Below are 13,931 nucleotides of genomic sequence, written 5' to 3'. Positions count from 1 at the left end.
AATTCTGAATCACTTCCGCCACCACCTTTTTTCTTTTGCCATATTAAGTTGGCAACAAAATTCTCTTCTCCAAAAATTTCATCACATAAAATTTTAAGCTGTGCTTGTTCGTTATCATCAATGCTTATAAATATCACGCCGTCATCGCGGAGTAGCTCTCTGGCGATATAAAGACGAGGATAGATAAAGCCTAGCCACGCAGAGTGCGAGTTTGAGCCTTTTGCGGTAAATTCAAGCACTCGTTTAGCCTCTTCTTGTGAGATACCAGCTAGACTAGAGAGTTCATCGACACTAAATTTTCTATCATCTTTATACACAAATCCATCACTGCCTGTATTGTAAGGTGGATCAATGTAGATCATCTTAATACTTTCAAAATAAGCATTTTTAAGATGTTTTAATACTTCAAGGTTGTCGCCCTTTATGAGTAAATTTTGAGCGTTCTCGTTTTTAGAATTATGATCGATATCTGGCATCAAAAGCGTTTTAGGATTTAAATTTGCCATTAATCTCGCATAAGATTTGCCTAAAAATTTTAACTCAAAGCCCTCTTTTTTGATATTTTCTGCACCTAAAATTTGACTTAACGTTTCAATGTCAAATTTGCCACTTTTATCAAAGCATTGTGGAAAATTTTGTTTTAAAATAGCCAACTGATTGCTATTTGCTGTAATATTTTTATTATCAAAAATATCTTGCGCCCGCATCGTGCCTCCTTTAAGTTTTAGTCAAAATTATACTAATATTCGCTAAAATATGCCCTAAATTCAACAAGGACAAGAAGCAATGATAAATTTAAAACTACTTGAGACAAACTACGATGAATTCGTAAAAAAACTAGAGGGCAAAAACGTTAAAGCCAGCTTGCTAGACGAGCTCTTACACACTTTTAACGAGCTAAAGCAAAAGCGCAAAGCGCTTGAAAATTTCCAAGCTATCCAAAACGCAAAAAGTAAAGAGCTTGGCGTAAAAGCAAGAGCTGGTGAGGACGTGAGCGAGCTAAAAAATGAGCTAAATTTAAACAAAGCTGCCCTTGCTGATGCTGATGAGATCGTTAAACAATATGAAGAAAAACTTGAGCAAATTTCATTTAGCGTGCCAAATATCACTGACGATGATGTGCCATTTGGCAAAGATGAGGACGATAACGTCTGCATAAAAACGGTGCTTGAACCTACTAAATTTGACTTTAAGCCAAAGGAGCACTGGGAGCTAGGTGAGAGCCTTGGCTGGCTTGACTTTGAAAGAGGCGCAAAGCTCTCAGGATCTCGCTTTACCGTGCTTCGCGGCATGGGAGCAAGGCTTAGTAGAGCGCTTGTTAATTACATGATCGACTTTAACAGCGCGCGTGGCTTTGAGCTTGTAAATGTCCCTTATCTAGTAAGCTCAAACACGCTTTTTGGCACAGGTCAGCTACCTAAATTTGAAGAGGACCTCTACAAAGTGCGTGACGAGGACCTCTATCTCATCCCAACTAGCGAAGTGCCTGTGACAAATTTATACAACGACACCATTATTGAAGCCAGCGAGCTGCCTATAAAGATGACTTGCTACTCAGCATGCTTTCGCCAAGAGGCAGGCTCAGCAGGACGTGACACGAGAGGCATGATCCGTCAGCACCAGTTTGAAAAGGTCGAGCTTGTAAGCATCACAAAACCTGATCAAAGCGAGGGCGTGCTTGCTGAGATGATATCTTGCGCGAGCGACCTACTAACTAGCCTTGGGCTGCCTCACCGCCACATGCTACTTTGCAGCGGCGATCTAGGCTTTAGTGCAGCAAAGACGGTCGATCTTGAGGTTTGGCTACCAGGTCAGGGCAAATACCGCGAGATAAGCTCTATCTCTAACACTCGTGATTTTCAAGCAAGAAGAGCGAAAATTCGCTTTAAAGATGGCAAGAAAAATATGCTTGTAAATACCCTAAATGGCTCAAGCTTGGCAGTTGGCAGGACCCTAATAGCGATAATGGAAAACTACCAAAAGGCTGATGGCACTATCGAAATTCCAGAAGTTCTTAAAAGGTATATGTAGTGGCTGATGACGAGGTTGTAGTTCTAAAACCACCTGGCGAGCAGGCAGAGCAAGCGCCTGAGGAGGCAAAAACCGAGGCGCCTGAAGAGATCGTCTCGCTTGAGAGCATAGCAAGTGATGGCGTGCTGCAAGATGAGAGCATCCCAGAGCCGATACCTGTAAAAAAGAGCAAGAAAAAGCTCTTTATCATCATCGGAGCGGCTGTTTTGGTGCTCATCATCGTGGCTATTTTGCTAGTTTTTCTGCTAAAAAAAGATGAAAAAGAAGAGGTTGATACAACTAGCATCGTAAAAAGCATAGAAAACAGCTATCAAACGCAAAATTTCGGCGCTTCAAAGATCGATGAGATGATAAACAAGGCTAACCAGCTCTATGAGCGTGGCAATAAATTTGAAGCGTTAAAAATTTATGAAAACATAGCCGTTTATAACCAATCTCTCTCAAACTACAACCTCGGCGTTTCGCAGATGAAACAAGAGAAGTGCGACGAGGCGATCATCTCGTTTAACAAGGCGATAACTGATCGTGAAAATACCGCAGTTAGCGCCATAAACGCCGCTGTTTGCTCGCTAGAGCTAAATAGCACTAAAAATTTCAACTACTACATCGGCCTTGCCGACTCCTTTTTGCAGTATGAAAACAGCTCGCCACTTTATAGCTACTACTATGCGCTGGTTAATTACTATAAGGGTAATTATTACGAGGCGTTGCAGGCACTCTCGCACCCTAGCACAGAGGATTATAACGGCGAGTATGCCTATTTGAGCGCAAAAATTTTATCTCTTCTTGGAGATGACGAGAGAGCCATAACCAAGCTTGAAGGGCAAAAGGCCTTTAAGGCTGACTTTACGCTAGCGCAACTCTACGCAAGGCTTGGCAAATACGACAAAGCAAGAGACTACCTGACAAAAGCCTCAAAAAACACGCCAAACATCGATCTTATCAAGATGACAGCCGCACTTATCGATCTAAAAACGGCTGATTATGGCGATGCTGCGGCATTTATCAAAGACGTCTACGACTACAACGCCTCGATGCCAAGCAAAATTTACAAGATAAAGACCATACTAAAGCCAGACCTTTTTGACGTCAGCCTAGCTCAGGCACACTTTAGCGACGATATGTTTTTTGATAGAACTAGACGCTATGAGACGCTATTTTACTTTGCGCCGTATAAGGTTTTTGACGCAAAACAGAGCATCGAGCAGATAAGAAAAGGCGGAGTTAGCGTCTTTTTAGACGATACCTCAGCGGCAAACGACTACCTAACTCAAAGTGCGGCCGCCTCAAAGGTCAATGCCAAACTTAGCGAAGCCATCGCAAAGGCACTTAACTACCGATTAAAAGAGGCAAACAAGGACTTTGAAGAGCTTGCCAAGGCCTATCCAAACCACTCGATCTTGCAGTATAACCTGGCTCTAAGCTACGCTCAGCTTGGGAATTTTAGCCTTGCAGCAAAGCACTTTATAGCAAGCTATCATCAAGATGTAAATAACCATCTTTCAGGCATCTTTGGCGCGATCTGTATGGATATAAATAGAAATTTAAATCCAAAACTAGTTGAAGAGATCGGCGAAAATTTAGAAAATGACAAGAGCTTAAAACCTGTAAATTTATACACCTCGCTTTTAAGCCTAGTTAGTGGCAACCAAAGTGCTATGATAAGGTGGCTTGAAGAGCCAAAAGAGCCTACGACGCTAAATTTAGCCTTTGATATCATCACCGCTAAAATCTCAAACAACGACGAGGTAATGTCAAAAATGGCTGATGAGCTGGTTAAAATTTTGCCAAACGATATCATCGCAAATATCTTAAATTTCATCTCAAAAAACAGACAAACAAATATAAAAGAATACGCAAAGGCGGTGCAAATTTACTTTAATGGCAAGCAGCTTGACCAAAACGCCTTCTACCACGGCGCTGACATCATCAAAAAGCAGTACATAAAGCTACTTCAGATATCAGGCCTGCTAACAAGGGAGCGCGATAGGCTAAGAGCTGAGCTAAAAAGCGCGCCAAAGAATATAAATTTGATCCAGACTTTGGCATATGTGGATATCTTTACAAACGACTTTGACGAGAGTTTTAAGCTTTATAATGAGGTTATAGATGAGTTTAAGATAAATGACGCTGGCACGTTATTTTTGGCCTCTGTGGCTGCGACTGGAGCAAACAAAATAGCAAATGCGATCGCACTTTTGGAGCTCACAAAGCTAAATGATCCAAGCGCTGTTGAAAACAGAGCCGCCCTTGGATTTATGTATCAGCAGATAGACAACATCAAAGCCGCCCTTATACAATACAGCAAAACCGGCAATGTCGAGTACGAAAACCAGTTTTACGACTTTGAGATAGATAACAAAAGATAAAAAATAGGCTTTTTAAGGCCTAGTTTTTACTAAATTTAAATTTTAAATACTAAGCGATATCTGAAATTTCAAGCTTTATCTGGTCTGAGGCTTCACTAAATTTATAGATCAAATCGCCGCATTTATACTCAATGCTCTTGCTGCTATTTTTGCTTTTTTGAGATAAAATTTTCTCCATCACAGCAGGAAGCTCTCTTTGCAAAAGCAGTTTATAAGACATGCCCATGCCGTGAGTTAGAGACTTTATAAATTTGCCATCAACCTCGCTCTCATCTTTTATCATATGAAGCGTTGTGTCAAATTTAAGCTTTTTAAGAGCCTCGTAAAGCTCAGTTTTATCCTTTGCTGGAGCTACATCTTTGTCATATATGCAGTGATAACTCACGTAAACTGGCTTTTTATAGCTGCTTTGAACATTTAAATGATCTAAATTTAGGATATTTCTTATCTCTTCTCTTGCGTCACTAAAATAATATGGTGAACTTTTATTAAGAGTCCAATAAGTTTTATCACAGAAGTAAAGATTTAAATTTTTATATGAAACTCCGGTGCCACAGCCAAAAAATCTAGTAAAATCAATCTCTTTACCAAAACCAATAAGTTGCCATAAAAATTTTGCATATGAGCTATTATCTATCACCGCATCAACTAGCCACGGAGCGATCTTAGCGCACATATGTGCCAAGTATCCACCATGTGAGCTACCTACCATAACAACAGGGATATTTTTAAATTTTTGATCACATATATTCTTTTTAGTATAAAGCACAGCATTTAGCACGTCTAGCGCTTGCATAATGCCAAAATTTTGATATTCGTTTTTTGTTGGCAACATAGTCATGCTAACATCTAAACTAAAATCATCTGGCAAGACTCCGCTCTCTTTTCGAATAGTGATCTCCTCACTAAGACTTTTTAGCAAAACAGAGGTTTTATCGTAGTTATCAACTATTTTTAAATCAATAGGTAGAGTTATACCGATCTTTGCCAGTTCCTTTGTTAGTATCGCACGGTCTAGATCATCAAGTCCGATTTTTGCTCCGATCTGCGGACGGTTGCCTATACAGTGATAATCCACGCTAATACACGCCATATCATAAGACTCTGCCATAGCTTGCATAAGATGAGTTCTATAACTAGAGTCAGAGTCCTCTCCAAAACCAGAAATGATCACTAAAAGCGCCTTCGCCTCCTTGCTATCATCATAGGCTAGATGAAATTCAAGCAAAGAGCTTCTTTTTATACCAAGCTCAAAATCATCACAAGATGAAATTTCATGCCTCTCATTAACCAACATTTTAACTCCTTTTAAATTTACTAACTTCCACCTACTTTTGTGAGACGTTATAAAAAAAGCCGACGATCTGTTTTGCTAAGCGCTCTTTGAAAAATGGCCAGATATAGCTTGGTGAATAGACGTTGCCAGCTTGCATGAGCGAGATATTTGTAGCTTTCTCACCGCCATTTTTTGGGCGCACTAGCACGCTAGCTCGCATGTGATAGGTGTAGCTGTTTGTGTTAAACTCATCATCGTCATAGTCAAGCGGGAAGAACATCGAGTAGCCAAAACCAAAGCTTGGCCTACCAAAGCCATATCCCATCCCCATGGTAAATCTAGGATCTCTTTTTGTTATGCGCTCAAAGCCCTGCACGTCGCCAAGGATGATGAAGTCAGCGTTACTGATATTTGGCTCGTTTCTAAAGCCAGCCTTTGCAAATTCGATCAAAATTTCAGCATTTACATCTTGACCGGTAGCGCTATTTTTAAAATTTACATAGACGCTTTTGTTTGCTTCACCAAGTGTAAAAAAGATCGGATCGCTCGTTTTTACCGAGATATTTGGCGTGCTGTTTGCACATCCGACAAAAAACAGAGCCAGCACAAATAAAACTAAATTTCTCATCTTTCACTCCTATAAGAGCGATCTTATAGCACCTTCAAGCACACTTTTTGGTGTAAGACCGATAAACTTTGATCGCATCTTACCATCTTTATCAAAAAAATAGATAACTGGCACGCCCATGACGCCGCCAACTGCCTTGCTGAAATAATCCACCGAAACCTTATCGCTTGTGGTTTTAAAGGTGATGTTGTGCTCCTTTAAAAGCTCTATATCTTTATCAAAGCCCTTGCTAGGCCCTAAAATACCTATAAATTCAACATCTTTGCCGTATTGTTTTTGGAGTAAATTTAGATCAGGGATCGCAGCCTTGCACACTCCGCAGTCAGTGCCAAAGAAAAAGAGCATATATGGCTTGTCACCTATCTTTAGGCGCTTTTCGGTTGGGAAAAACTGCGTGTCGATGCCGCTTGAGTCATTTAGCGTGATGTGGTGCTTCTCATACTGCTTGACGCAGCCCATAACTAGAGCTGCGACCAGGCACAAAAATAGAAATTTAAATTTCATTTGGCACCTTTGGATTTTCTATAGTGCGGATATTCTCTAGTTTGCCGTGTCTTAGATAGACGATCTTATCGCCATACTCGCCTAGATCTGGATTGTGAGTGACTAGAAGTATTGTTTTGCCCTCTTTTCTTAGCTTGCAAAAAAGATCAAGTATGATCCTCTCGTTTGCCTCATCAAGGTTACCAGTTGGCTCATCTGCTATTAAAATTTCAGGGTCATTTATGAGCGAGCGCGCGATACAAAGGCGTTGTTGCTCGCCACCACTTAGCTGGCTTGGTCTGTGTGTGAGTCTGTGAGAGAGGCCAACTGCTTCAAGTGCCTTTTTAGCATCCTCTTCATCGACTGAGCTATGATAATACTGTGCTATCATCACGTTTTCAAGCGCACTAAGATATGGCACGAGGTGAAACTGCTGAAAGACAAGTCCGATCTTTTCACGTCTAAATTTAAGCGTATCATCGGCATTTAGGTTACTCGCATCATCGCCACCAAGCATATATACGCCGCTACTTGGTGTATCCATTAGAGAAAGGATATTTACAAGTGTGCTCTTACCGCTACCGCTTGGCCCCATGACGCTGACCCACTCACCCTTTTTAACCTCAAAACTTATATCATCAAGTGCTTTTACATCGCCAAAAATTTTACAAATATTTTTAAGTTCTAGTGCATTTTGCATATCATTCTCCTCTTAGTGTATCTGCCATTTTGTTATTAAGTGCCCGCTTAATCGGGTAAAACGCTGCGATCGCTGCAAAAAGAAGTGATATGACCACAGCTACTGGGATGCTTAGAATTCTAAAATCAATACTAGAATCAAATATCGCATAACCTAAAATTTGAGCTAGTAGATAACCTAAAAACGCTCCAACTAACGCTGAGATAAGCGCTGTTACAAATGTCTCAAAGCCAAATAGCCTTAGCACATCTTTCTTGCTTGCACCTATAGCTCTAAGAAGTGCGATCTCACGTGATCGAGAGAGCAAGATAGCACTAAGCGTTGTATTTACGCACATTGAAGTAATGAGTAAGATAACAAGGCTCACAAGTGCCATTAGAAGCTTGATCTTTTCTAAGATGTAGCCCTCAGACTTTGAGACCTTTGCCACTGGTTTAGCAACTATTTCGTCGTTGCTTATAGTCTTTGCAAGCGATGTTATCTCGTCAAAATTTCCAAGCACGACGGCCTCTGCGTAGTTTATCTTGCCAGCTTTGTTTGAAATTTTCTGAGCCAAAGATAGCGACGTGATCAAAAGAGCGTCCTCTTTATCGCCACTTGCCACTACGCCTTTTATCTTTACATTTATGCTCTCATTTGAGCCAATGGCACGAATTTCTATATCATCGCCTGCTTTAAAGCCAGCTTGACGAGCAAGATCGACGCCTATTAGCACGTTTTTATCGTCAAAATCGACATTTATCATAGTTCCATCTCTAACATCTAAAAACGGCTTAACTTTTTTTAGATTGCTAAATTTTGTCCCCATGACGATGGCATTAGTTGGGCCGATATTTGCCTGAGCAAAGAGATATCCACTCTCGCCAAGAAGCTTGTCTTTTGGCACTTTAGCGATCATTTCATTATAAGTTTTTTCGCTCATATCATCACTTGTCGCCATATCTTTTGGAGCAAAGATCATATTTGCACCATAGGTTTTTAGCTCGCGTGAGACCTTTGAGTCGATGTCAAGATAGACATTGACAAATGCCGCACACACGCACGCTCCAAGCAAGATCGAGATCACGATAACCATAACCCTTGATGAGCCATTTTTTAGGCTTTTGTAGATTATATTGTAAAAGAATTTGCTATTTGCGGTCATATAGCACCTCCGCAGGTAGTAAATTTATGACGTTTCTCATTGGCATTAGCGAGCCAACGACTGAGATGAGCAAGGCAAATGCCACGCTTATTGGCAGCACGATCCAAGCTATACCGATGCCGTGAGAAAAGATGATGTAAGACATCACGTAGCTTAGCGCGTATCCTAAAAATGCTCCCGTGATACCAGCAAAAAATGCCACCACAAGGCTCTCGCTCGCAAAAAGGGCGTAAATTTCAAAGTTGCTTGCGCCTATGGCTTTTAAAAGGCCAATCTCTTTTTTACGGCGATAAATTTCACTTGTCATTAGTGACGTTATGCCGATGGCTGAGACCACAAGGGCTATGATACTAACGATACCCATTAGACTTTGAATTTTCTTTACGATATTACTCTCCGCATCACTTACTTGAAGGCTAGCTTTTGCGCTAACGTTTGGTAAATTTTCTTCTATCTGAAATGCGATCGAGCCTGCGTAGGCCGAGCAGTACCATTTGTCGTACTCTGCGCTATCAAGGTTGTCTAAATTTCGTCTAGCCTTTAGCGATAGGTCGTTTTCTGGGATCGTCATGGCTGAGACTTCAGCTTTTGTATATGAGCCAGGATGCCCTGATAGATCGCCAGCAAGCTTGAGCGAGCCTATTAGCTTATGCGTCTCGTCGCCTGCACCCTTTAAGATGCCAACTACGCTAACCTCTCTTGTGCCGTTTTTGCCCACAAGGCTAAGCTTGTCGCCAACTTTTAAATTTTTAGCCTTTGCAAGCTCATCTCCTACTAAAATTTCATCCATGCTCTCATCTTTTGGCCAAACGCCCTCAACACCCCAAAATCCATACAAGCTCTTAACACCTGTGCTAAATTCTGGTTCGTCTTTTAGGCCGATATTTTTATCAAAATAAGTGCCTTCAAAGCTAAATTCATTACCTTTTTCATCTTTGACCTTTGTCTCTAAAAACGGAGCAAAAGCAACGATGTTATTTCTCCAAAAGATCTCTTTTATCTTATAAAGATCAGCCTCTGGGAGCAAATTTTGTGATTTTAGTGGGGTGAAATTTTTACCCTCGATCTCGATGCTTAGGCTCTCACCGCGTGGTAAAACGACGATATTTGAGCCATAGCCTCTAAGCTCGCTTGCCACTTGATCGCCGATTTTAAGCGTGATATTTAGCATGCACGCTATCAAAAGAGCAGCTAGCAAGATGGTGATAAACGCCATCGTCTTTTGCACCTTTGAGCCCGTGATCGAGCTTTTTATCATTCTTAGTTGCATATTTTTCATTTTAACGTTCCATTTGTTTCTACATATTTTTCTGGATTTGCTTCAAATTTCGCCTGAGTTTCGTTGCTCTCAAAGAAATATGTGCGTCCGTAGTATAAATATGATCTTGAATCAAGATTGCTCACCTTTTTGCGACTAACTGGGTCAAGTACCATCTTTTCGACAACCTTGCTGAAGTAGTTTGCCCCTGCGACGATCGTTTTGTAATCAACTATGATATTTTTACCATCAAAGGTAAATGCCATAGGGATCGGGTTACAACCACCCTCTTTGCCAACTGACGGCAAGAAAATTCTAACATTACAAGAGATACAAATAAGGTCATTGCCTCTTTTTATATAGCCCATATCGCCACAAATCATGCACGAGTCAAAGACGATGACTGGAGATGGGCGGTCGCTAAAACGGTTTAGCAAGAAAAATCTTATCTGCTTGCCCTCATCTGTGATGTAGGCAAATCTGTGAAGTTCATTATCTTTCAACATATCAACATCAAATATAAATTTATCTCCCACTGGCTCAACCAAGACCGGCTCTGAAATTTGAGGTGGGCGAGATGCGTAAAGATCAAAATAAAGTGAAAATCCAAGCGCTATTAAAACGCTGCAAAATGCAAATTTTGCATTGTCAAAGACATTTTCTCTAATGGCTTTTGTAAAGCGGTATTTGATAGAGCCAAACGTGCTCTTATCGATACTCTTTGGCACAAAGCAAAGCGCGATGATGCATAAAAGAAGGATCACTGCTATGTAAAAATAGGCACTAAATTCTGTGACGTAGATGCCTTTTGCGCTGATAGATAAAATTTTAGAATTTAGCTCGCTACTTATCTTTAAAGCGCCTGCACGTAAAAGCTCAAGTGCAGTTTGTGAGCTTCTATCAACTAGCAAAAATACTAATGTGATAAGAGCTAAAATTTTAGCTATTGATGATGGGATGCTTGCTTTTAAATTTGAAATGAAGAAAAATAAAAACAGTATCAAGATCATCGCAAAGATCATCAAAAAGAAGCTAATGACTGAAAGCGTGTCAAGCAGCTCGCCGCCAAAAAGTGGGAACAAAGCGCTACTTGAGCTATAGCCAAAGCCAAAGCCGATGCCTAAAATAAAAAATGTTACGATTTTTGCTATCTTAAGCTCGAAAAATATCCATAAAATGCTAATTAGTAAAAAAACCAGTGTCACAGAATCTATGAAAATTTTAAACTGATCATCAACAAGCGCATGACGAGCAGCTTTAAAGATAAGCACACCAGCAACAACGCCAAGAAATGACGGTAAAAAGATCGTTTTTAAACTTTTGCCATTGTTATTTAAGGCAGCAAAAAGCGTAAATCCAAGGAGGGCTAAAAAGACCTGATAGAAGTAAATTGACATAACTAAACCCTATGAGAATTTTTAAAAAGGGGCGAGAACGCCCCAAAGTGATTATTTAACAGGACCACCTGTCCATTGAAATTTATAAGTTGTTGTGAAAGGCTCAAACCATTTACCAACACCAGTCTCTTTGTCAGCGTGGCGACCAAAGCCTTGTTTTTCTGGATTGTCGATGTGGAATTTAAGCTCATAGTTACCAACACCTGTATCCATTTTTACGTTAGCACCGTAGTGTGGGCCATCGCTTGCAACCATAGGCATAAATGTACCTTTTTTAGTTTTACCATTATCAAGGTTTTTTAGCTCATAGTTGATCTTTAGATATGGGATCCACTCGCCTTCGCCAAAGCCGTTTTTGTTGCCTTTTATAGCGTGGATGTCAGCTTCTAAGTGAAGATCAGCCAAGCTTGGAGCTAGATCAACGCCTTTTGGCTCCATGTCGATTGGCTCAAGATAAACTGCAGCTATCTCCATGCCATTAGCCTCAACAGGCTCGCCGATTGGGTGCTCTCCAGCAAGTGCAAAACCAGCTGCTAGACTAAGTGCTAGAGCTGAACTAAGAATTTTATTCATTTCCTCTCCTTTAAATAAGATTAGTTTTTATTTTGTTTTGATTTCATGATAACGATGCCTATAATTAGGGCAAGCACCATAATGATCTGAGGTACTAAACTCTCGTAATATGGCATAAGTCCTAGCCAGTCTCTCATCCAGTCAGGGAAATTTAGTCCTTTTATGATAGTTGGGATGAAAATTTTGCCCTCAACTAGCTCGCCAACGCCCTTGCCAACAAAGACGATCGACATGTAAAAGATGATAGCTGATGTAAATATAAAAAATGGCTTAATAGGAATTTTAATAGCGAAAATTTTAAATAAGAAATAGACTATTAAAAGAACGATAAGACCTACAACAAAGCCAGCTGCGATCATTGAGTAGCCAGCTGAGTCTTTTGCGTCAAAGATAAGCGCTTGATAAAATAGCACTGTCTCAGCGCCCTCTCTAAATACCGCTAAAAATACAGTCCACCAAAGCATCGTGCTTGAGCCACTTGAGATAGACTCAGATAAGTGAGATTTGATGTAGTCGTTCCATTTTTTAGCGCCAGCATTTGAAAGAAGCCAGAAGCCAACATAAAATAGAAGTCCCACTGCAACAAGCATCGTGATGCCTTCCATAAGCTCTCTTTTTTGACCTGCTGCCTCGCCAAAGATGACGTTCATTATCCAAGCCATGACAAAGCTTAAGATGACAGCCACGCCAACTGAGCTATATACTACCTTGCCCATAGATTTTGCATTGCCAGTTTTTACAAGATATGCAACGACGGCTGCAACGATGATAAGAGCTTCAAAGCCCTCTCTTAAGATGATAGTTAGCGCCCAGATAAATAGCGTCCAAGGTGAGCTTGAACCGCTAGTTTTCTCAAGTGCAGCTGCTAGCTGAGATGACATCTTGCTTGCACTCTCTTCAAGTGTTTTTTCGTCTGCGCCTGATTTCATAAGGGCTACAAGGTTACCAAATGTAGCTTCGATAGCTGTTTTTAAATTTACATCTATCGCACCTACTTTGTTCTCCATGCCGCTACCTTCAAACTCATCAAAGTAGATATCTTGGATATCGCCCATAGCTTTAGCGCTATTGCCACCTTTGTAAAGCGCGATGGCTGCTTGAATTTTGTCATTTATGTTTTTAACAGTTTGAGTGTAGTCTGTGCCGCTATCTTCGCTGCTATCGCTAGATGCTGCACTACTCATATCAACTTTTGCTAGTTTTACTGTCTCAGCTGGGAGTTTTGCAACGGCATCATAAGCTAACTTTTTGATCTCTTCTAGCTTTACTTTAAAGTCATCTTTGCTTATGCCATTTGTGATGCCACTGATCGCTTCACCCATCTTTCTTTGGATGTCAGCATCTATGCTTTTACCATTTTCTATATATTGGCGAACGGCGATTTCAAGTTGAGTGTTTCTATAATCATTAAATTTAGCATCTTGGATAGAATTTTTAGCATCATCTTGTTTGTCGCCCTCATAGCTTGATATAGCTTTATCTAGAGCAGCTGATAAATTTTCAAATGCCACCTTCCACTCAGGGATAAATTTAGAAGTGTCATAGCCACTTGTAGCAGCTTGTGCTGGGCTGTCTGAGTACTCACCAACAAGCTTATGTCCATTTAAAATAACTGGCAGAACTTCAGCGATTTCGCTATTTATCTGATCTATTCTTTTTTGCACATCATCTGGTGCTTCGCCAGCTTTTATCGCCTTTCTGATCTCGCCAAACTGCTTCTCCATAGAGTAAGCTTTTTTCTGACCTAAATTTATTCTGATGCCAGCTTCGACATCTTCAAATAGACCAAAATAAGCATTTTGAGTATCGCTAACTGCTTGCTCGACATTGCCAGCTCTATACTCTGTTATTACTTTTTGTAATGACTCTTTTATCTGAGCTGCGACTTGTGTGTAGTCGTCATTTTTTGCCACAAGCCAGATAGGCAGGAGCATGATAAGCATAAATTTAAAAAATTTATTCATTAGTTAAACCACCTGTAAAATATATTTTGCCCGAATATTAGCAAGCCTTTACTTTGATTAAAATAAAAACGATTATCATAAAAGAATGTAATTTGAAAGTATAAATAA

General features: G+C 40.4%; 12 protein-coding genes. 2 read left to right on the top strand and 10 right to left on the bottom strand.

What is annotated here, in order from left to right; translation table 11 throughout:
* On the bottom strand, positions 1–707 hold a 707-nt coding region (locus Q0296_RS04570), incomplete at its 3' end, for a site-specific DNA-methyltransferase (protein ID WP_298037104.1).
* A gap of 79 nt (positions 708–786) precedes the next feature.
* Here Q0296_RS04570 and serS point away from each other — a divergent pair.
* Both serS and Q0296_RS04560 read left to right on the top strand, forming a co-directional pair.
* Positions 787–2,031 (top strand): serine--tRNA ligase, encoded by a 1,245-nt coding sequence (gene serS, locus Q0296_RS04565; RefSeq protein ID WP_298037102.1) that lies wholly within the window; start codon positions 787–789, stop codon positions 2,029–2,031.
* The gene (locus tag Q0296_RS04560; protein ID WP_298037099.1) at positions 2,031–4,400 is read left to right on the top strand and encodes a tetratricopeptide repeat protein; all 2,370 of its coding nucleotides are present in this window, start codon (positions 2,031–2,033) and stop codon (positions 4,398–4,400) included. The genes serS and Q0296_RS04560 overlap by 1 nt, the downstream gene beginning before the upstream one ends.
* Positions 4,401–4,449: 49 nt before the next feature.
* Here Q0296_RS04560 and Q0296_RS04555 read toward each other — a convergent pair whose 3' ends face one another.
* From Q0296_RS04555 to Q0296_RS04515, 9 genes are read right to left on the bottom strand one after another with little or no spacing between them, the layout of a single operon-like run.
* Complete coding sequence (locus Q0296_RS04555; RefSeq protein WP_298037096.1) at positions 4,450–5,697, bottom strand: DUF2920 family protein; 1,248 nt, start codon at positions 5,695–5,697, stop codon at positions 4,450–4,452.
* 31 nt (positions 5,698–5,728) lie between these two features.
* Complete coding sequence (locus Q0296_RS04550; protein ID WP_298037072.1) at positions 5,729–6,304, bottom strand: hypothetical protein; 576 nt, start codon at positions 6,302–6,304, stop codon at positions 5,729–5,731.
* A gap of 9 nt (positions 6,305–6,313) precedes the next feature.
* Positions 6,314–6,808, bottom strand: a complete 495-nt coding sequence (locus Q0296_RS04545; RefSeq protein ID WP_012001226.1) for a TlpA disulfide reductase family protein — start codon at positions 6,806–6,808, stop codon at positions 6,314–6,316.
* The gene (locus Q0296_RS04540; protein WP_021092740.1) at positions 6,798–7,487 is read right to left on the bottom strand and encodes an ABC transporter ATP-binding protein; all 690 of its coding nucleotides are present in this window, start codon (positions 7,485–7,487) and stop codon (positions 6,798–6,800) included. Before Q0296_RS04540 ends, Q0296_RS04545 begins: the two co-directional genes overlap by 11 nt.
* A 1-nt stretch (position 7,488) precedes the next feature.
* Positions 7,489–8,631: an FtsX-like permease family protein gene (locus tag Q0296_RS04535; protein WP_087581761.1), complete on the bottom strand. Its 1,143-nt coding sequence runs from the start codon at positions 8,629–8,631 to the stop codon at positions 7,489–7,491.
* A complete protein-coding gene (locus Q0296_RS04530) occupies positions 8,618–9,910 on the bottom strand; it encodes an ABC transporter permease (protein WP_298037064.1) in 1,293 nt (430 codons plus the stop codon). Before Q0296_RS04530 ends, Q0296_RS04535 begins: the two co-directional genes overlap by 14 nt.
* Positions 9,907–11,286 (bottom strand): Fe-S-containing protein, encoded by a 1,380-nt coding sequence (locus tag Q0296_RS04525; protein ID WP_298037062.1) that lies wholly within the window; start codon positions 11,284–11,286, stop codon positions 9,907–9,909. Before Q0296_RS04525 ends, Q0296_RS04530 begins: the two co-directional genes overlap by 4 nt.
* Before the next feature lie 51 nt (positions 11,287–11,337).
* Positions 11,338–11,859: an iron transporter gene (locus tag Q0296_RS04520; protein ID WP_004317727.1), complete on the bottom strand. Its 522-nt coding sequence runs from the start codon at positions 11,857–11,859 to the stop codon at positions 11,338–11,340.
* A 20-nt stretch (positions 11,860–11,879) separates the two neighbouring features.
* Positions 11,880–13,823, bottom strand: a complete 1,944-nt coding sequence (locus Q0296_RS04515) for an FTR1 family protein (protein ID WP_298037059.1) — start codon at positions 13,821–13,823, stop codon at positions 11,880–11,882.
* Positions 13,824–13,931 lie beyond the last annotated feature (108 nt).

Origin of the sequence: uncultured Campylobacter sp., assembly GCF_937890585.1 — a bacterium.
Classification (GTDB): Bacteria; Campylobacterota; Campylobacteria; order Campylobacterales; family Campylobacteraceae; genus Campylobacter_A.
The sequence above is the reverse complement of the archived record's forward strand: the minus strand, read 5'-3'. Positions and strand labels throughout refer to the sequence as shown.

Excerpts from the sequence above, each read along its gene's own strand:
- serS (WP_298037102.1), top strand. The coding sequence starts at position 787 with ATGATAAATTTAAAACTACTTGAGACAAACTACGATGAATTCGTAAAA.
- Q0296_RS04555 (WP_298037096.1), bottom strand. The coding sequence starts at position 5,697 with ATGTTGGTTAATGAGAGGCATGAAATTTCATCTTGTGATGATTTTGAG.
- Q0296_RS04550 (WP_298037072.1), bottom strand. The coding sequence starts at position 6,304 with ATGAGAAATTTAGTTTTATTTGTGCTGGCTCTGTTTTTTGTCGGATGT.
- Q0296_RS04545 (WP_012001226.1), bottom strand. The coding sequence starts at position 6,808 with ATGAAATTTAAATTTCTATTTTTGTGCCTGGTCGCAGCTCTAGTTATG.
- Q0296_RS04540 (WP_021092740.1), bottom strand. The coding sequence starts at position 7,487 with ATGCAAAATGCACTAGAACTTAAAAATATTTGTAAAATTTTTGGCGAT.
- Q0296_RS04535 (WP_087581761.1), bottom strand. The coding sequence starts at position 8,631 with ATGACCGCAAATAGCAAATTCTTTTACAATATAATCTACAAAAGCCTA.
- Q0296_RS04530 (WP_298037064.1), bottom strand. The coding sequence starts at position 9,910 with ATGAAAAATATGCAACTAAGAATGATAAAAAGCTCGATCACGGGCTCA.
- Q0296_RS04525 (WP_298037062.1), bottom strand. The coding sequence starts at position 11,286 with ATGTCAATTTACTTCTATCAGGTCTTTTTAGCCCTCCTTGGATTTACG.
- Q0296_RS04520 (WP_004317727.1), bottom strand. The coding sequence starts at position 11,859 with ATGAATAAAATTCTTAGTTCAGCTCTAGCACTTAGTCTAGCAGCTGGT.
- Q0296_RS04515 (WP_298037059.1), bottom strand. The coding sequence starts at position 13,823 with ATGAATAAATTTTTTAAATTTATGCTTATCATGCTCCTGCCTATCTGG.